19 protein-coding genes are annotated in these 16,497 nt (G+C 44.3%); 10 read left to right on the forward strand and 9 right to left on the reverse strand.

Translation table 11 applies throughout. The annotated features are described in order from the left end of the window. Positions 1–65: 65 nt before the first annotated feature. A complete protein-coding gene (locus QWZ13_RS03365; protein WP_290280535.1) occupies positions 66–1,037 on the forward strand; it encodes a porin in 972 nt (323 codons plus the stop codon). 61 nt (positions 1,038–1,098) lie between these two features. Here the strand turns inward: QWZ13_RS03365 and slmA are convergent, their stop codons facing one another. The 5 genes from slmA to coaBC form a co-directional block, all read right to left on the reverse strand. After that, positions 1,099–1,704, reverse strand: coding sequence for a nucleoid occlusion factor SlmA (slmA, locus tag QWZ13_RS03370; RefSeq protein WP_216001730.1), 606 nt, complete (start codon positions 1,702–1,704; stop codon positions 1,099–1,101). Beyond that, entirely contained in the window at positions 1,701–2,630 is a 930-nt protein-coding gene (gene argB, locus QWZ13_RS03375) for an acetylglutamate kinase (RefSeq protein ID WP_435406717.1), read from the reverse strand. The genes slmA and argB overlap by 4 nt, the downstream gene beginning before the upstream one ends. A gap of 63 nt (positions 2,631–2,693) precedes the next feature. After that, on the reverse strand, positions 2,694–5,210 hold the full coding sequence (locus tag QWZ13_RS03380) for a phosphomannomutase/phosphoglucomutase (RefSeq protein WP_290280536.1): 2,517 nt from the start codon (positions 5,208–5,210) through the stop codon (positions 2,694–2,696). A gap of 119 nt (positions 5,211–5,329) precedes the next feature. Next, entirely contained in the window at positions 5,330–5,788 is a 459-nt protein-coding gene (gene dut / locus QWZ13_RS03385) for a dUTP diphosphatase (protein ID WP_290280537.1), read from the reverse strand. 2 nt (positions 5,789–5,790) lie between these two features. After that, complete coding sequence (gene coaBC, locus QWZ13_RS03390) at positions 5,791–7,029, reverse strand: bifunctional phosphopantothenoylcysteine decarboxylase/phosphopantothenate--cysteine ligase CoaBC (protein ID WP_290280538.1); 1,239 nt, start codon at positions 7,027–7,029, stop codon at positions 5,791–5,793. A 154-nt stretch (positions 7,030–7,183) separates the two neighbouring features. Between coaBC and radC the strand changes: the two genes are divergently transcribed. Beyond that, on the forward strand, positions 7,184–7,858 hold the full coding sequence (radC, locus tag QWZ13_RS03395) for a RadC family protein (RefSeq protein ID WP_290280539.1): 675 nt from the start codon (positions 7,184–7,186) through the stop codon (positions 7,856–7,858). Here the strand turns inward: radC and QWZ13_RS03400 are convergent. Next, positions 7,801–8,043 (reverse strand): hypothetical protein, encoded by a 243-nt coding sequence (locus QWZ13_RS03400; protein ID WP_290280540.1) that lies wholly within the window; start codon positions 8,041–8,043, stop codon positions 7,801–7,803. The genes radC and QWZ13_RS03400 overlap by 58 nt on opposite strands. A 51-nt stretch (positions 8,044–8,094) precedes the next feature. Here QWZ13_RS03400 and rpmB point away from each other — a divergent pair, with 51 nt between their 5' ends. The 3 genes from rpmB (at position 8,095) to QWZ13_RS03415 (ending at position 9,397) form a co-directional block, all read left to right on the forward strand. After that, positions 8,095–8,331, forward strand: a complete 237-nt coding sequence (rpmB, locus tag QWZ13_RS03405) for a 50S ribosomal protein L28 (protein ID WP_216001735.1) — start codon at positions 8,095–8,097, stop codon at positions 8,329–8,331. Positions 8,332–8,342: 11 nt separating this feature from the next. Continuing rightward, a complete protein-coding gene (gene rpmG / locus QWZ13_RS03410; protein ID WP_196159139.1) occupies positions 8,343–8,501 on the forward strand; it encodes a 50S ribosomal protein L33 in 159 nt (52 codons plus the stop codon). A gap of 167 nt (positions 8,502–8,668) precedes the next feature. Beyond that, positions 8,669–9,397 carry a lysophospholipid acyltransferase family protein gene (locus tag QWZ13_RS03415; protein ID WP_290280541.1) on the forward strand — a complete coding sequence of 243 codons (729 nt, stop codon included), beginning with the start codon at positions 8,669–8,671 and terminating at the stop codon, positions 9,395–9,397. Between the two features lie 13 nt (positions 9,398–9,410). On the opposite strand, the gene hemJ is transcribed toward QWZ13_RS03415, so the two are convergent. Then, on the reverse strand, positions 9,411–9,836 hold the full coding sequence (hemJ, locus tag QWZ13_RS03420; protein WP_290280542.1) for a protoporphyrinogen oxidase HemJ: 426 nt from the start codon (positions 9,834–9,836) through the stop codon (positions 9,411–9,413). Then, a complete protein-coding gene (locus QWZ13_RS03425) occupies positions 9,836–11,557 on the reverse strand; it encodes a chloride channel protein (RefSeq protein ID WP_290280543.1) in 1,722 nt (573 codons plus the stop codon). Before QWZ13_RS03425 ends, hemJ begins: the two co-directional genes overlap by 1 nt. A gap of 105 nt (positions 11,558–11,662) precedes the next feature. Between QWZ13_RS03425 and QWZ13_RS03430 the strand changes: the two genes are divergently transcribed. From QWZ13_RS03430 to QWZ13_RS03445, 4 genes are all read left to right on the forward strand, one after another. Continuing rightward, complete coding sequence (locus QWZ13_RS03430) at positions 11,663–12,421, forward strand: DUF6776 family protein (RefSeq protein WP_290280544.1); 759 nt, start codon at positions 11,663–11,665, stop codon at positions 12,419–12,421. Next, positions 12,378–12,857, forward strand: coding sequence for a bactofilin family protein (locus QWZ13_RS03435; protein ID WP_290280545.1), 480 nt, complete (start codon positions 12,378–12,380; stop codon positions 12,855–12,857). Before QWZ13_RS03430 ends, QWZ13_RS03435 begins: the two co-directional genes overlap by 44 nt. Before the next feature lie 67 nt (positions 12,858–12,924). Beyond that, positions 12,925–13,275 (forward strand): iron-sulfur cluster insertion protein ErpA, encoded by a 351-nt coding sequence (gene erpA / locus QWZ13_RS03440; RefSeq protein WP_216001740.1) that lies wholly within the window; start codon positions 12,925–12,927, stop codon positions 13,273–13,275. A gap of 16 nt (positions 13,276–13,291) precedes the next feature. Continuing rightward, positions 13,292–13,711 (forward strand): DsrE family protein, encoded by a 420-nt coding sequence (locus QWZ13_RS03445; RefSeq protein WP_290280546.1) that lies wholly within the window; start codon positions 13,292–13,294, stop codon positions 13,709–13,711. 3 nt (positions 13,712–13,714) lie between these two features. Here the strand turns inward: QWZ13_RS03445 and QWZ13_RS03450 are convergent, their stop codons facing one another. Next, positions 13,715–15,022, reverse strand: a complete 1,308-nt coding sequence (locus tag QWZ13_RS03450; RefSeq protein ID WP_290280547.1) for a peptidoglycan DD-metalloendopeptidase family protein — start codon at positions 15,020–15,022, stop codon at positions 13,715–13,717. A 134-nt stretch (positions 15,023–15,156) separates the two neighbouring features. On the opposite strand from QWZ13_RS03450, the gene tyrS reads away from it, so the two are divergent. Then, positions 15,157–16,350 carry a tyrosine--tRNA ligase gene (gene tyrS / locus QWZ13_RS03455; RefSeq protein ID WP_290280548.1) on the forward strand — a complete coding sequence of 398 codons (1,194 nt, stop codon included), beginning with the start codon at positions 15,157–15,159 and terminating at the stop codon, positions 16,348–16,350. The last annotated feature ends 147 nt before the right edge of the window (positions 16,351–16,497 follow it).

Below are 16,497 nucleotides of genomic sequence, written 5' to 3' on the forward strand. Positions count from 1 at the left end.
TTTGTGAGCTTCATCCGATTATGGGCTAAGCGCTGTGTTAACATTTATAAAAAAGGGGAGTCATTATGAATAAAGTAACAGTAAGTATTTTAATGTTGGCGACAGCAGCTGGCGCGCACGCTAAAACATCAATTTATGGTGAAGCGAACGCTCGTTTGCAGTTTGAGAATATTGATGGCGGATCCTCGCTTAGTATTGATGGATCGTTAAGCGAATTTGGTTATAAAGGCGAACAGACGTTATCGGAGCAAGAGACCGCCTTTTTTGATATTGGTCTTGGAGTCAATGCGTTGGGTGACAGTTTAGGTGTTTCAAATGGCATCATCTCTTATCCTGGATTGAAAGTTGGCCAAATCGGTTTAAGAGGGGACTTTGGCGAAATTAGTGCCTTTTACGATCACAGTCCCGTTTCTAAGATAAATCACTATTTTAAGCTGATGAAAAATGACCCTGATTCTATCCGCTATCTGCTTAGCGATAACGGAGGGTTGTCACCAACAGGAATATATAAAGTCGATGGGTTATCGTATCAGTCTCCTTTAATTGAAAACAATATCACTATAAATGCCGCCTTAGTTCCTGCTGAAGATCCAGACGGAACAACAGGTATCTCATTTGCTGGTCGCTACGATCAAGGCGATATTGATGTTTCTGTTGGCTTTGAGGTGAATGTTGAGCAAGACAGCTCTCAGCTATTTAAAGTGGCAGGTGAATACCAAACGGGTAAGCTTAAGCTGGGTGGGCAAGTGCAGATGTCGAGCAGTAGTGACACCGACTACTCGTCTCGAAACTTTGCCGGTTTTGTGAAACTGCCGCTAAAATTTTCTCAGTTAGAAACGAACAATCGAATCATGGCAGGGTTTACCACTTTAACGAACCCAGCTGATGATACGGTTGATCAATTTTATATCAGTGGGTTGCAAGAAATCCCATGGACAAGCAAAGTGAGCACTTACAGTTTTGTAGAAGTGCTGATGTACAACGATTTAGAAGATACCCGAACAGTCATTGGTTCTGGTTTAAAAATAGGGTTTTAACCAATAGGGCTTTCATCGTTTGAGTATAACGGAGCGATGAGAGCCCTGTTTTGTTAGTGCGTTAATTCGCTGGGCGCTCGAATAGTGTTTTTGACAATACTTGCCAATGAAGATTCCAATCTTGAGTTGGCTTTTTCTTGAACTCACTGCGCACAAATTGGTTAATTCTGCCTTCGGCAATCGTGAGCAACAATATGGCCGCCTGATTAATGGGCATGGCTGGACGTAAGCCTTCTCTAATTTCAGCTTCGCGAATAACTTGTTTTATTTGTGTTTCAAGGCGATCAAACACCTGAATTACGCGTTCTCTTAAACGCTCTAATTCACCGGCTAAGGCATCACCCATTAAAATTCGACACATCCCAGGGTTGCGTTCTGCAAAAGCCAATAGCAGGGTTAAGATGGCTTCACAGCGAGGAAGCGCAGCTTCTTCTTCCTGTAAAATGCGATTCACCCTTGAAAAAAGGGTTTCTTCGATAAATTGGATTAGCCCTTCAAACATCCGTGCTTTACTTGGGAAATGACGATACAGCGCCGCTTCTGAAACCCCTACCTCTTTAGCCAGTTTGGCGGTGGTAATGGTTTTACCTGGGTTCGTTTCGAGCATATGCGCTAAAGCTTGCAATATTTGATCGTGACGAGAGCTGGTCGGTTTAGACTCGGTCATAAAATAGCCTGCTGATTACTAATTAAGGTGCCGACACCGTGATCGGAGAATATTTCTAATAATGTGGCGTGTGGTACTCGACCATCGATTATGTGAGCACTGGTTACGCCAGAGGCCACAGCATTAAGCGCGCAATCAATTTTAGGCAGCATGCCGCCGTAAATGGTGCCATCTTCTATAAGGCCGTTAACTTGGTCTGTTGTAAGCCCGGTCAATACCTCACCGTTTTTATCCTGTAACCCACTGATATTGGTTAATAATATGAGTTTTTCTGCACCCAGCTTTTCGGCCATCTTACCGGCGACTAGATCGGCATTAATATTATAAGAAGCCCCGTCTTCGCCTACGCCAATGGGGGCAATTACCGGAATGTAGCCACCTTCCACCATCCTGTTAATGAAATCTGTGTTTATGGATTCGACTTCGCCAACGTGGCCAATATCAATAATTTCAGAGCTTTCTAAATCGGGTGTCTTCCGAGTAACTTTTAATTTTTTAGCTTGGATAGAATGGGCATCTTTGCCTGTCATACCAAAAGCTTGGCCGCCGGACTGGTTAATGAGTGAAACAATTTCTTTGTTCACTAAACCACCGAGTACCATTTCTACAACATCCATGGTTTCAGTGTTAGTCACTCGCATTCCATTGATAAATTCACTTGGGATATTCAACTTTTCAAGCAACGAACCAATTTGCGGACCGCCGCCATGAACCACTACTGGGTTAATGCCAACAGTTTTTAACAATACGATATCCCGAGCAAAACTGGCTTTAAGCGATTCATCGACCATTGCATTGCCGCCATATTTAATAACGACTGTCTTGCCTTGGAACTTTTGTAAGTAAGGAAGTGCTTCGTGAAGTACTTGAACAAAATTTAAATCGTGATTGTGATCAATCGTCATACAGTCGCCTCGACACGGCATCTCATCATTATAAATGGGTATGGTTGCTAGTGATTACTCACTAGCAACCTAATAGAGGCAGGATTAAAACGGAATTTGCAGTTGGCTGTCAACGGCTAACAACTGTTGTTTGAATAATGTTTGAATCTTTTTCAAGGATTCATCGTTGTCTGCCTCAAAACGGCACGAAAGCGCGGGTCGGCCATTCGAAGCCCTTACCAAACCCCATCCATCTTGAAAATCAACTCTAACGCCATCGATGTCGGTTAGTTGGCCGCCACCAAAGTCACCATTTCGTTGCAATGCTTCAATCACTCTAAACTTACGGGCATCGGAAGATTCGATGGTTATCTCTGGTGTAGCGACATCTTGTGGTAATTCATTCAACAAGTTATCTAAGGTGTCTGACTGTGCGGCAATAATTTCGATAAGTCGAGCTGTGGCGTATAAACCATCATCGAAGCCAAACCAACGGTCTTGATAAAAGATATGCCCGCTCATTTCTCCCGCTAATGCGGCGTTAACTTCTTTCATTCTACGCTTGATATAAGAGTGGCCAGTTTTCCACATAACGGGTTTGCCACCATAGCCAAGGACAAGGTTTTTCAGGCGTCTTGAACTTTTCACATCGTACAGAACCGTCGCCCCAGGATTGTTTTGCACAACCTGTTTAGCCAAAAGCATGAGTAATCGATCTGCGTAGACGATTTTGCCGCTGTTGGTCACAACGCAAATCCGGTCACCATCGCCGTCAAAGGCAACACCTAAGTCGGCTCTTGTCTCAACGACGGTTCTGGCAAGATCTTCGATGTTTCGAGAATCACCCGGGTCGGGCAGATGATTTGGGAAGCTGCCATCTACATCGCAGTAAAGCGGCAGTACATGCGAACCAATGTTTTTGATGAGCTGTGGCATCACATTCCCTGCCACACCATTACCACAGTCGATGACAATTTTTAACGGTCGTTTTGGTTTAACATCCGCTTTTACTCTATCAAGATAGGCAGAGCTGACTTCCTGAGTCATCAACTTTCCATCGCCTTTGAGGAAGTTTTGGTTTTCAATGCGGTGGTAAAGCCCTTTAATTTCGTCTTCAATTAATGCGTTCCCTGCAATAACCACTCTAAACCCATTGTGGTTTGCTGGATTGTGGCTACCCGTTACCATGACGCAGGTTCCCACTTCTAAATGTTGGCTAGCAAAGTAGCAAACCGGAGTGGCTACTTCGCCGATATCAATGACATCGCGCCCACTGCTGCGCAAACCTTTAATTAGGGCCTGTGAGAGTTCAGGGCTCGATAAGCGACCATCTCGACCCACAATGACGGTTTGCTGGCCCCGATCATAGCTTTCCGAGCCAATAGCGATACCGATTTGCATGGCTGCATCGTTTGTTAACGTTTGGCCGACAATGCCTCGAATGTCATAGGCTTTGAACAACTCTTCACTAACAGCGATATGAGTAGTGCTGGTGCTGCCCGATTGATTCATGCCGAGAAGATCATCATCGGCTTCCATCATGGACACATCAAAGTCATCTACGCCATCGTTGTTAAAGCTGGCCTCTGTCGCCGTATTGAGTGTTTCAATGTCCGACGAGATGGGCGTGTTGCTAATGCGCAGTCGAGTTAGCGTTTTTTCCAATGTGCTGAAAATAGCCAATTCAAATTTTGCTTTCGATGATTGCCCTGTGAGTAAGTTTTTAACTTGGCGAGCAAAGGCGTTCGCATCTTGTCGGAAGGCTGTTTGCACTCGTTGTGATGCCAGAATAAATGGAACGGCAATAGCCAACGATAAAATGGCAAAGACGATGATAAAGATACTGGAAGACTGTAATGTTGCTTCTGCTAAATCGTTCGAAGGTTGAAAGGTAAGCGTCCAGTTAATATTGTTTGAGTTTAACTTAACAACATCATTACTATTTTTAGCACCGTAGGTAAGCAATGTTTGAATGGGCGCATTTAAGAACTCTTGTTGAACTAAAAGATTCCCTTTACTGGCATCAATGCCTTTAAGCTGTTGCGCTAGATAATCGATAGACTGAGAAATGCTGATGGTGCCAATAATACGGCCCGCATTGTTACGGATCGCCTTGACGGTTTGTAAGTAAACCACGCCATTATGTTGGTGGGCTTCCCACAGTACAGGCTGACCTTGTTCCGCTCGACGTATCATATCCATTGCTGCGTGTGAAAAAGGCGGGTTAGCGTTAGGTCTTAACTCTGCTTCGCGTAGCGCAAAAACATGCACATCTAAGCTGTGTGGTATTTGTGAGCCAATACTGCTTTCAACATTAGCCATTTCACCGTTAATAACATTTTCGACAACGTAGTCACTGGAGGCTATTTGCTCCATTAGCAAATCGTGTTGATCGAGTACATTATTAAAGTAGGCTTCGTATTGTTGCGCTATTTCATTGATTAATGCATTTTGATGCGCTTTGTTTACCGGTGTGACTTGGGTAGATATGAGAAAGTAGCCCGCCGCACTTGCCGCCAGCACCAAAGCCAATATTGGGACATAGAAAAAACTCAGTACCGTTTTGTTGTTGCCGTCTTCAGCGACGGCCTTTTTTTTATTCGCAGCGGAACTTTTGGCCACATTCATATCCTTTTTTATAATTGAGTCGCAACGTGCATAGTCTTTAACTTTAGCTGATCAAAAGCACCACGTTAAGCTAGATTTACCGATAATTAGTCTTATTCAGTCAGATTTGTCAGTTATTCGCGCCCTGTACTGCCAAAACCACCCGCGCCACGGTCCGTTTCTACAAATTCATCAACAATAGCAAAATGCGCCTGAATCACAGGGACCAGCACCATCTGTGCGATGCGATCACCCGGTTCAATGGTGAAGGCATCTTGGCCACGATTCCAGCATGAGACCATGAGCTCGCCTTGATAGTCTGAATCTATCAACCCCACCAAATTCCCCAGTACGATTCCATGCTTGTGACCAAGACCTGAACGAGGAATGATTGTAGCGGCTAGGCTAGGGTCCTCAATATAGATGGCGATGCCAGTTTTGATTAGGTGTGTTTCGCCGGGTAATACGGTTAGCGGTTCATCTAGGCACGCTCTTAAATCCATCCCCGCCGAGCCTTCTGTACCGTAAGAAGGCAGTTCAATAGTGTCGCCAATTTTAGGGTCTAGTATTTTTAACTGAAGTGTATGTGTCATGGTTATGTTCTCAACATTTCGGTGACCGAATGAATAATAAAATGTGCAACTTGCGTTTTTGTCTCTGGACCAAATCGTTGACGGCTGTCTTTAGTAACCCAGAGTACTTCATTGCGTTCTGAACCAAAGCCTATGTCCGAGCGAGACACATCATTAGCAACGACCGCATCAACCGCTTTTTTCTCTAACTTACGCAATGCATAGTTTTCTAAATCTTGAGTTTCAGCGGCAAATGCGATCACGCAGGCTGGGCGTTGCTCACTTTTAGCCACGCTGGCAATAATATCAGGGTTTTCGACCAATGGTAGATTGAGTAAATCACCTTGTTGGTCTTTTTTCATTTTTTGGTGGGCCGTATTTTGGGGTCGATAATCTGCAACAGCGGCTGTGCCAATGAATACATCACATTGTTCTAGATTCTCATGCGCGGCGGAGTACATTTCTAGTGCGCTGTTTACGTTAACAACGGTTATGTTTGCCGGTGGTTCAAGGCTCACAGGCCCACTGATGAGAGTCACTGATGCGCCAGCTAGTGAAGCCGCATGAGCGATTGCGTAACCCATTTTGCCACTGCTGTGGTTACTGAGGTAACGAACGGGGTCGATGGCTTCACGCGTTGGTCCCGCTGTGATCACCACTTTTTTGCCTAGCAACGGCTTGCTTGAGAACAGCGCGCAGGTCATCTGACAAAGCTCTAGTGCTTCTAACATTCGACCCGCGCCGACGTCGCCGCAGGCTTGCTCCCCTGTACCGGGTCCAAATATGTGTAAATCGTTAAAGCGCGTTTGTACGTCTTGAATATTGGCTTGGGTCACTGGCGCATGCCACATTTTTTCGTTCATGGCTGGGGCTAGGGCGATTTTTGCGTGTGTCGCTAAGCAAATGGTTGTGAGTAAATCGTTTGCCATGCCTGCGTTTAATCGGGCGATAAAATCAGCCGTTGCCGGCGCTACAAGAATGATGTCTGCCCAGCGTGCGAGCTCTATGTGCCCCATGCCTTGCTCTGCTTGTTCGTCGAGTAGGCTATCACTGACTGGGTTTCCGGTTAGAGCTTGGAATGTTAGTGGCGTAATGAAAGCTTTTGCGCCTTCTGTCATCACTACTCGAACCTGGGCGCCGCTTTTGATGAGAAGCCGCACCAGCTCGGCCGATTTATAGGCCGCTATACCTCCTGTGATGCCCACCACGACGTTTGTGTCGGCAAGTTCGTTGCTGTGTTCCGTGTTTAGGCTGTTTACCATGGTTAACTTCTCTAAGTACGTCAGTGCGATTTTGATTCGAAGGCGTTGATTAAGCGCTGTGTAAATTTCGATTTAACACTGGCTGAATAACACTCTTACGCGCAATATAGCATGTGGAATAAGATTTTATTACTCTCAAGTGAAAGGATTCACTATGTCTATACGCGATTGGCCAGCCTCGCTGCGCCCTCGAGAAAAACTCTTGTCTGAAGGTGCTCAAGCGCTTACCGATGCAGAATTGCTCGCTATCTTTTTAAGAACCGGGATTCCTGGATTAGATGCCGTTGGCTTATCCCAAGCACTTTTAGCCAGATTTGGCACACTCGCCAAACTCATGAAAGCCGATAAAGACGAATTTTGCCAAGGCCAAGGGTTAGGTCCTGCCAAATTCGTGCAGCTCCAAGCGGTCATGGAAATGGCCCGCCGCCACTTGTGGAGTGAGTTGGTTAATTCTGCTTCACTCACCTCGCCCAGCGATACTCGTCAATTTCTATTGGCAAAGATACGTGATTTAGAACATGAGGAGTTTGCTTGCATTTGGCTTGATAACCAACATCAAGTATTAGCCTTTGAAACGCTCTTTACTGGCACAATCGATTCTGCCGCTGTATACCCTAGAGAGGTGATCAAGAAGGCTCTGAAACATAACGCTGCTGCGGTCATTGTTGCTCATAACCACCCCAGTGGAATCGCAGAGCCCAGTCAAGCAGATCAGCTGCTCACGGAGAAGCTTAAAAATGCCTTGTTTTCGATCGATGTCAGATTATTAGATCACATGGTTGTAGGGCAGGGAGTTGTGGTAAGCTTTGCGGAGCGAGGAATCTTGTGAATCGCTGTTTTTTTAATTAGGTCGCGAATGGTGTTAGAGCAAAAAAACGGCAATTTTGCTTGAGGTTGATGCCTTGTTCTGGTATAAATCGCGCCTCTTGAATTTAGGGTCACAGGTCCTAACGGTTTTAGATTGCCTAACTCGATGACGGTAAGACGCCTAAAGCTATACATCCTGTGGTCCAATTTGTTTTATTAATAATGCGGTGTCACCGTCACAATTGGAGGCGACAAATAATGTCTAGAGTTTGCCAAGTTACAGGTAAGCGTCCTGTAAGCGGAAACAATGTTTCCCATTCACAGATCAAAACTAAGCGTCGGTTCTTGCCGAACCTTCACTCTCACCGTTTCTGGGTAGAAAGTGAAAATCGTTTCGTTAAGTTGCGTCTTACTGCTAAAGGTATGCGTATTATCGACAAAAAGGGTATCGAGGCTGTTTTAAAAGACATCCGTGCCCGTGGTGAAAAAGTTTAAGGAACTATACAATGGCTCGTGATTTAATCCGTTTAGTGAGTTCTGCAGGAACTGGCTACTTCTACACAACAGACAAGAACAAGCGTAATACTCCAGATAAGTTGGAGTTCAAAAAGTACGATCCTAAGGTTCGTAAACACGTAATGTTCAAAGAAGCTAAAATTAAGTAATTTCAGCTTATTGTTCTGATAAAAGCTCGGTTTTTCCGGGCTTTTTTTTGTCTGATCGATTCCTATTCGTTCCAATTGGGAAACGGTTAATTAAAATTCAACTATCAGGTGTTAAAATAATTTTCGTTACACTGAAAGTTGCAACATATTTTAGGGTTTGATTCAGAATGATACTCGCAACCATTCGTACCTTTATTTTCTATGTCATTGTGGTGCCATTTACGTTTGCGTGGGCGGCATTTTTTGGGTTGTTTGCTTTTATAATTCCATATCCATTGCGCAGTAAAGTAGTTATTGGTGGTTGGGCTAGATTCTTAGATGTTTGTACGCGTTGGATTCTAGGGATTCATTGTCGAGTGCATGGGCGCGAGAATATTCCAAATCAAGCGGGTGTGATTATCTCAAATCATCAATCCGCATGGGAAACGTATTTTCTACAGATTTTATTTGCGCCTCAATCGCAAGTGGCTAAATCCAGTTTATTGAAGATACCCATCTTTGGGTGGACCTTTTCTTTAATGAAACCTATTGCGATAGATCGTTCAAACCGCCGGCAAGCGATGGCTCAAGTTATCGAGAAAGGGTCGCAGAGAATTCAAGATGGTAGCTTTGTATTAATTTTTCCGGAAGGTACGCGTACCAAACCCGGCGCGCCATTGCCTTTTAGAAAGGGCGGTGTGTTATTAGCGCAAGAAGCAAACGCAGACGTGATTCCTATTTCGCACAATGCTGGAGAGTTTTGGCTAAATGATCGATTTGCTAAGCGCTCTGGTACGGTAGATATAATCGTACATCCACCTATTCACAGTACAGATAAAGACGCTGATGTATTGTTAAAAGAGGTTGAATCTACCGTGCTTTCGGGTTTAGAAACCATTTCCCAAAAACACCGGTAGCGTAAGTTTTAATTTAGAATGGCTTAAAAACAACTAAGGCGACAACGGCAAACAAGGCAAATGTTGGCGCCTCGTTAAACCAACGGAACCACCGATGAGAGCGCTCATTTCGGTCTTCTTTAAATTGAATTAATATTCGTCTGCACCAAAAATGATAAACCACAATTAGTGCAACCAGCATTAGTTTTACGTGCAGCCAACCTCCATTTAACCAACTTGGGTTTAGCCATAGCAAGGCGCTACCGCAAAAAATAGCGGCAATCATAGAAGGCGTCATAATGCCTCTATAGAGCTTTCGTTCCATCACTTTAAAGCGTTCTTTAGAGATACGATCTTCGGCACTGGCGTGGTATACAAAGAGTCGCGGCAAATAAAACAGCGCAGCAAACCAGGTGATGACAAAAATGATGTGTAGGGTTTTAAACAGCAAATAAGCCATTATTGAAGCTCTCCTTCGGAGGTGAGTACAGACGTTAGTTTTTGGCGTGTAACCAAGCTAATACGGAATGCATCTAAAGGCACCTGAATCGCAGCGACATCTTCCCCTTGGAAAATACGTATGCCTTCGAGTAAGGATGTGTCTTCAGATAATACGGTAATGCGGCTTCTTTCGGGTAATCCCAACTTTAAGAAACCATATAATGATTGTTGCTCAGATTCTTTTAGCCGCTGCCAAGCTTCGATGCGTTGCGTTAAAAAGTGGTGCGTGAGTATATAGCTGGCTTGGGTGTTGGTTCGAAATACAAACAGCTTTTGCCTGAGCGTGACAAGTTGTTCGATGCTTTCATCATCCATATCAATCGTGATGACATTGAATTGAATGGTCGCAATTTCCGTTAGATACCGGCTCGCTAATGCATTACGTAAAGGGTGCGTCGAAATATTCAATCCTCGGCTCGATAGCATTGTACGAAACACGGAAGGTTGTTGGAACAACACTTGGCAGGTTAAATTAGAGATAACCACCACGATCATGGCCGGGAACATCAATGAGGCATCTACTGAGGTTTCAATGACAGCAGTAATGGCCGCCAGAGGTGCATGAAGCAATCCGCTCATTAATCCAGCCATACCAAGCACAGCAAATAGCTCAATTGGCGTTTGCGACGGCAATAGACGCCCTACTAAAGCGCCCAAAAACAAACCCATCACCATAGCGGGTCCAACAATACCAGCGGGTATGCCTAAGCCGATGGCGGAACCCGTAGCGACCACCTTCGCGACGACGAGCATGGCTAATACCCACAACGCCATGTCGCCAGTAAGCACAGACGGTAAAGTATCAAAGCCGATCCCCAATGAAGCGGGAGCTAATAGCCCGCAAAAACCAGAAATTAGGCCGGCCATTAAAAAGCGTTTATGCACTTTCACGACATTTAAGGTAAGAAAGTATCGAATAACTTGGTGCAATAGCGCGGCTCCCAGGCCAGTCGCTATGCCTAAGACCAACAGCCAAATAATATCAATCGAGCTACCGGTAGGTATGCTGATTTCTAACAGGGCTGGGTGATCGCCGGTTATGTAGTGTGTAAAGACGGCCGCTGTAACGGCCGCGGCAATGATTGGGATAAAGCCATTTAAGCTGTATTCCATCAGCACGACTTCCATCGCAAACAACACACCTGCCAGAGGGGTATTGAATGCAGCCGAAATGGCCGCCGCTGTGCCGCATCCAGTTAATAACCTTAGCTGGCTGGGTGTTTGATAAAAGCTGCGCCCTAATTTACTGGCGATACCCGACCCAATATGCACAGCAGGGCCTTCTTTACCGACACTGTAGCCAGCCCCTAATGCAATTAATGCAGCAAAAAATTGAAACAAGGTATTGCCAGTCGGAATTTTACCTCGCCCTCGTTGTAGGCGATCGATGACATGCGAAATGCCGACATCATGATACTTTTGGTGGGTGAGCTTGAATAGAACTAAAAGAATTACAGCGCCGATAAGCGGAAGGCTGAATCGCCAAATCGCATTTAATCCTCTAAAGCCGGTAGTCTCGCCTTCATCGAGTAGTCCGGTGACAATATCGATAGAAAAGACAAACCAAGCCATGACCAAGCCCGTTGCTAAGCCTGTGATGACGCCAAATAATGACAATAAAGCCAATGCTTGGCTTTGAAGTAATCTTGCGCGTATGTTCGAAAGCGTAAAACGTTGCATGTTAAGTAAGTTTGCCGTACAGCGTGAAATGCATCATACCCGTTTGCGCTTCAATTTGTTACATTATAGCGCACAGAATATTAAGGCAATTAATGGGCACTATAAATGCATAATGTGAAAGGAACTGCGGTTACAAACTTTAAAGTTGTACCGGATAGGCCTATTAGGAATGCCATCTTGCGCATTCTCTACGTAATGATATGTGTAAGTTTAGTTGCGCTCGCCTATTGGTACGGCTTTGGTCAAGGCTTGCATGAAGAAAAGGTGTTGCTGAAAGAGCGTACACAGCTAAAAGAAGCCTTAAAGCTAAGTCAAGAAAGAGAAGCTAAGCTCCGTCAGCAGGTGGCTGTTCTTGAAAATGCATCTATTGTAGATAAAAGCTCAACGGATTCAGTCAGAACAATGAATCGAGAGCTGAGCGACAAAATAGCCGAGTTAGAAGAAGAGAATGCTCTGTATCAAGGCATTATGTCGCCTTCGCTCAATACATCAGGCTTAACGATTCAAGAAGTCAGCTTAGGGAAGACGGCGAGCCAAAATCGTTACCGCTTTAAGGTAATGTTGACTCAAGTTGGCAATAATTCAGATTATTTAAGGGGATTTGTCGGGATTAACATTTTAGGGGTACAAAACTCTGAAATTACCGCCTATTCTCTTAAGGACTTATCTGAAGATATTTCCGATGTAGACATTAAGTTTCGATATCGGTACTTTCAAGACTTTAAAGGTGAGCTAGTGTTACCTGAAGGGTTTACGCCTGATCAGATTCAAGTAGTTGCTCAATCGGTTGGTAATAAATCAGCTCGAGTAGAAGAGTTATTTGACTGGTCAGATCTGGAGAATGAAAACAATGTGGGGCAGTGAGAAGAACGTGGGCAAAAACGTAACGCTGATTACAGCGAAAGCAGAGATTCAAGGCGATATTCGTATTTCAGAGGCACTGCAAATTGAAGGTGCCGTGAAAGGTAATATTTTAGCCGACCCAGACAGCAGTGCTGAAGTAACCATCGGTGTGAAAGGCATCGTTGAAGGTGAAATTCGTGCGCCACATGTGGTTATCAATGGTGAAGTGAAAGGCGATGTTTATTCATCTGATCACATTACCCTAAACAAAAATGCCTTAGTCACCGGCGATGTTCACTATGTCATGATGGAAATGGTCATGGGCGCTAAAGTGAACGGCAAGTTATTGCATGTGGCTGCCGATAAAGGGAAGAAGGGTAAGGCCGATGCTAAAGCTGTTTTGGCAAAGCCAAGCAATACTGAAACCGGTGTAGGTGCAACGGACACTGTAAAATAGTCATTAGTAGTTGACTGTTTTGCTCAGGTATTGATAATTCTCCCTTATCTTAAAAAGTGGGTGTTCAATGTTAGATAGTGCTGTGGTTGAAGAGCCATTAAACATCACTGATGCTGCCATTAAAAAGGTCGGTCTGCTGGTTGAAGAAGAGCAGAACGACTCATTGATGCTGCGTGTGTTTGTAACGGGTGGTGGTTGCTCTGGGTTCCAGTATGGATTCACCTTTGACGAAGTGATTGCCGACGATGACACTATTATCAATAAAAGTGGCGTCAAATTCGTAATCGACTCACTCAGCGTACAATATTTGGCCGGCTCGACGGTCGACTACACTGAGGGCCTCGAGGGCAGTCGCTTTCTAATTACCAATCCCTCTGCTTCAACTACTTGTGGCTGTGGTTCTTCGTTTGCGATGTAAAAAAATAGCTCTCGCGATGTCTATCGCGTGGGCTGCTTTTGTTTATTCTGATTCTCCTCCCATTAGTTCTGCAATTTCTCAGCCTTTTATCGCTGAAATTAAGGCACATTCAACGCTTGAGCTGAGTGAGATTCTTCAGCGTGTCGACCAAATCGTGAAATCGGAGTCGCGATACTCTATTGAAAGGCCAGTATCGTTGATTTTACATGGCTCTGAGATTCGAGCCTTTTTAAAAGAGAATTATGAGAATAATGAAGAGCTTGTAAATCTTGCTGCTCAATTACAGGCATTTAATGCAATAGATATACAAGTTTGTGAGACTTGGATGAAACTAAATGATGTTGATAGGGCGCAACTACCGCCCTTTGTTAGTACCGTACCATATGGTCCAGCGGTTGAGGCTAATCTGCTAGACCAAGGTTACGAATATTTTTAAAGCTCACTCAAGGTGTATTATGGGCGTATCCGATTGCGCATAGGCTTCATCATAAACACTTAATTGCCCGCTCACATTAGCCGCATAGCTTTTAAAGTTCTCAAGATACTTGCTATTGAGTGGCTGTGCATTTGGTAGCTTAACGGTTTGAGGGTTTTTATGCACTCCGTGTACTTGGAATTCATAATGTAAGTGCGCGCCCGTTACACGACCTGTCTTCCCAACATACCCAATAACTTGCCCTTGTTTAACGCGCTTGCCTGCTCGAGCGTATTTTGAAAATTTACTCATATGCGCATATAGAGTTCTAATGCCTTCACCATGTTGAACTATAGCGACGTTGCCATAAGTTGAAGAGTAATAGGCTTTTAATACTTTACCATCACCTGTGACTTTGATTGGCGTTCCAATAGGTGCCGCGTAATCGGTGCCTTTATGGGCAACAATCTTATTGAGCACAGGGTGTTTTCGTTTTGGGTTGAAGCTTGAAGAAATTCGGAAAACGTCCATTGGGGTGCGTAAGAATGCTTTGCGCATGCTGTCACCGCTTGGATCGTAATAATCGGTGCGCCCAGATTCATCGGTGTAGCGTAAGGCTGTTAACTCTCGACCGTTATTGTAGAATCGAGCGGCGATTATAGGTCCATCGCTGAGTTTCTCGCCTTCTAGATAGTTTTCCTCATACAAAAGCGAAAAGGAGTCGCCCTTGCGTATATCTAAAGCAAAATCGATATCCCAGCCATAGATAGTGGCCAGCTGCATGATCATGTTGTCGGTTAGACCTGCTTTCATACCGGCCATAAATAAGGAGTCATCAATGGTCGCTTTCGCATAGCGCGTATGGATATCAGGTGTTTTGACTAACTTCTCGATGCTGGCCGTGCGCTCTTCATTGAAAGAAATGGTGTAGGAGACCATTTTAGATTCGTTAAATGTGACCGAGTGAAGCAAGTCTGCTTCATCAAATTTGAAGACAAACTCTTGCCCTGGGAATATCTTTTCCATAGGCGTTTTAATTTCATCATTTAAAATTAATTTGTATAATACCGAAACGCCGGCACCAGATCGTTCAAATACGGTTGAAAGTGTATCGCCAGATTTAACGGTTTCTGTGACTGAAGTGAGCGGGTTCTCTTCAATGAAATCTTCCACTAATTCGGGTGTGTATACATCGGCAGGTATTTCAACAACGACGGATTGGCTTTTGGTGGGCCAAAGGGATACAAGCAAAACCAATAAAGAACAAGCGCCCAGTGCCACTAAGTGCGCTCGAGGAAAGATGTCTGTTTTCTTCAACAATTGACTCATCATAATATTAAATTTTATAACGTTAGCTTTAATAGTTAATGTAGTTTATCAGCAAATACATCAAATTGTGCTAACTGATATCACAAGATGATACAATTACCTATTGTTTAAATGTAGTTATTTATAAAGGAGACTCCATGAATCTGGAGCAAACACTGGCCGAAATTCGACGCGGGACAGAAGAGATCTTAGTTGAAGAGGAGCTTATTGAGAAACTAAAGAGTAATAAACCTTTACGAATCAAAGCTGGTTTCGACCCTACTGCCCCAGACCTACATTTGGGCCATACCGTGCTTATTAACAAAATGCGCCAGTTTCAGGAGATGGGCCATACGGTTATTTTCTTGATTGGTGATTTCACCGGTTTAATTGGTGACCCAACAGGAAAGAGTGCTACCCGCCCACCTTTAACCGCTGAGCAGATTGAATTAAACGCCGCTACTTATAAAGAGCAGGTGTTTAAGATCTTAGATCCAGCAAAAACCGAGATTCGCTTCAATTCCGAGTGGTTTAGCAAGCTTGGTGCAGATGGCATGATTAAGCTGGCCGCACAACAAAGTGTCGCCCGTATGCTAGAGCGAGATGATTTCAAAAAACGTTATAAAGCGAATCAATCAATCTCAATTCACGAGTTTTTATACCCGTTAGTACAAGGATATGACTCGGTGGCGCTTGAAGCGGATGTTGAGCTAGGTGGTACCGATCAAAAGTTTAACTTGTTGATGGGTCGTGAACTCCAAAAAGGAGAAGGGCAAGATCCGCAAGTCGTTATCATGACGCCGCTGCTAGAAGGGTTAGACGGTGAAAAGAAAATGTCTAAGTCTTTGAATAACTATGTTGGCATCACAGAAGCACCCGGTGCAATGTTCCAGAAGATTGTCTCTATTCCTGATTCACTAATGTGGCGTTGGTATGAGTTGTTGTCTTTTAAATCATTAGAAGAGATCGAGGCATTAAAAGCATTGGTGGAAAACGGCGCAAATCCTCGTGATATCAAAATTGAATTAGCACGTGAAATTGTTGCTCGTTTCCACGATGAAGAAGCTGCCGCAAATGCTCACAAAGGTGCAGGTAATCTAATCGTCGAAGGTGAAGTCCCAGAAGGTACCGAAGAGGTAGAAGTAGACCTTGATGGTGCTGAGCAATTCCCGATAGCGGCCTTGATTAATAAAGCAGGTTTGGCTACCAACTCAGCACAAGCAAAAGATATGCTGAAGAACGGCCGAGTAAAAGTAGATTGGGAAGTTGTGGAGCCAAGCTTAATGTTGAGTCCTGGCAGATACCTCATTCAAGCAGGCAAAAAGAAAATTGCCTGGGTTGTGTTGAAGTAGAAGGGCTGTTTAGGGTTATAGGCTGCGAGTAAGGGCAAAGCATAATGAAAGCTGCAAGTTAATAGCTGCAAGCTGCAAGAAAAATCAAAAGCAATATCAGTTAGCCACTGTTTAAGTCTTTTGACTGTTCCTTTGAACTTACTCGCA

This window comes from Reinekea marina (genome assembly GCF_030409715.1).
GTDB lineage: Bacteria > Pseudomonadota > Gammaproteobacteria > Pseudomonadales > Natronospirillaceae > Reinekea > Reinekea marina.

Bases quoted from the DNA above. Each gene is read 5' to 3' on its own strand.
- slmA (WP_216001730.1), bottom strand. From the start codon at position 1,704: ATGACCGAGTCTAAACCGACCAGCTCTCGTCACGATCAAATATTGCAA.
- QWZ13_RS03365 (WP_290280535.1), top strand. From the start codon at position 66: ATGAATAAAGTAACAGTAAGTATTTTAATGTTGGCGACAGCAGCTGGC.
- radC (WP_290280539.1), top strand. From the start codon at position 7,184: ATGTCTATACGCGATTGGCCAGCCTCGCTGCGCCCTCGAGAAAAACTC.
- rpmG (WP_196159139.1), top strand. From the start codon at position 8,343: ATGGCTCGTGATTTAATCCGTTTAGTGAGTTCTGCAGGAACTGGCTAC.
- argB (WP_435406717.1), bottom strand. From the start codon at position 2,630: ATGCCGTGTCGAGGCGACTGTATGACGATTGATCACAATCACGATTTA.
- QWZ13_RS03415 (WP_290280541.1), top strand. From the start codon at position 8,669: ATGATACTCGCAACCATTCGTACCTTTATTTTCTATGTCATTGTGGTG.
- QWZ13_RS03425 (WP_290280543.1), bottom strand. From the start codon at position 11,557: ATGCAACGTTTTACGCTTTCGAACATACGCGCAAGATTACTTCAAAGC.
- erpA (WP_216001740.1), top strand. From the start codon at position 12,925: ATGTTAGATAGTGCTGTGGTTGAAGAGCCATTAAACATCACTGATGCT.
- tyrS (WP_290280548.1), top strand. From the start codon at position 15,157: ATGAATCTGGAGCAAACACTGGCCGAAATTCGACGCGGGACAGAAGAG.
- QWZ13_RS03445 (WP_290280546.1), top strand. From the start codon at position 13,292: ATGTCTATCGCGTGGGCTGCTTTTGTTTATTCTGATTCTCCTCCCATT.
- QWZ13_RS03430 (WP_290280544.1), top strand. From the start codon at position 11,663: ATGCATAATGTGAAAGGAACTGCGGTTACAAACTTTAAAGTTGTACCG.
- rpmB (WP_216001735.1), top strand. From the start codon at position 8,095: ATGTCTAGAGTTTGCCAAGTTACAGGTAAGCGTCCTGTAAGCGGAAAC.
- coaBC (WP_290280538.1), bottom strand. From the start codon at position 7,029: ATGGTAAACAGCCTAAACACGGAACACAGCAACGAACTTGCCGACACA.
- hemJ (WP_290280542.1), bottom strand. From the start codon at position 9,836: ATGGCTTATTTGCTGTTTAAAACCCTACACATCATTTTTGTCATCACC.
- QWZ13_RS03450 (WP_290280547.1), bottom strand. From the start codon at position 15,022: ATGATGAGTCAATTGTTGAAGAAAACAGACATCTTTCCTCGAGCGCAC.
- dut (WP_290280537.1), bottom strand. From the start codon at position 5,788: ATGACACATACACTTCAGTTAAAAATACTAGACCCTAAAATTGGCGAC.